At 42.1% G+C, this 409-nt stretch carries 1 protein-coding gene; it reads left to right on the forward strand.

Translation table 11 applies throughout. The features are described from left to right. Positions 1-409, forward strand: a 409-nt coding sequence (locus BTA35_RS17205; protein WP_139363748.1) for a capsid assembly scaffolding protein Gp46 family protein, incomplete at both ends; no start/stop codon positions are given.

The raw sequence follows: 409 nt of genomic DNA on the forward strand, positions 1-409 counted from the left end.
TCAGTATGCCACTAAAGCCATTGAAGGTTGGAAGAATAAAAACTTGGATCGAATCATTCAAGAAAAGGTTGCTGAGCTTAACCCTCCTGAAACTAAGGAGCAACGTGAGCTTATGGCTATGCAACAACGTTTAGCAGCTATCGAAAAAGATAAACAAGCTTTAGAACAAAAGGCTGTTGCCTCTGACGAACTTTCGAAAGTTGGCCTCCCTACAAGTTTCACAGACTTCGTTGTTGGCGATTCCGTAGAAGTTACTAAACACCGTGTACAGAATCTCGAAATTGAGATTTCCAACTTTGTAAAAAACAACACAGATAGCGCACTTAAGGACTACGGTGCAAAAACTACTCCATCTGTAGTTGATACAGCGGTAGGTTCAGCAGGTCAAACACCTCCCGATCCATATGAC

Source organism: Oceanospirillum linum (assembly GCF_001995095.2).
Classification (GTDB): Bacteria; Pseudomonadota; Gammaproteobacteria; order Pseudomonadales; family Halomonadaceae; genus Oceanospirillum; species Oceanospirillum linum.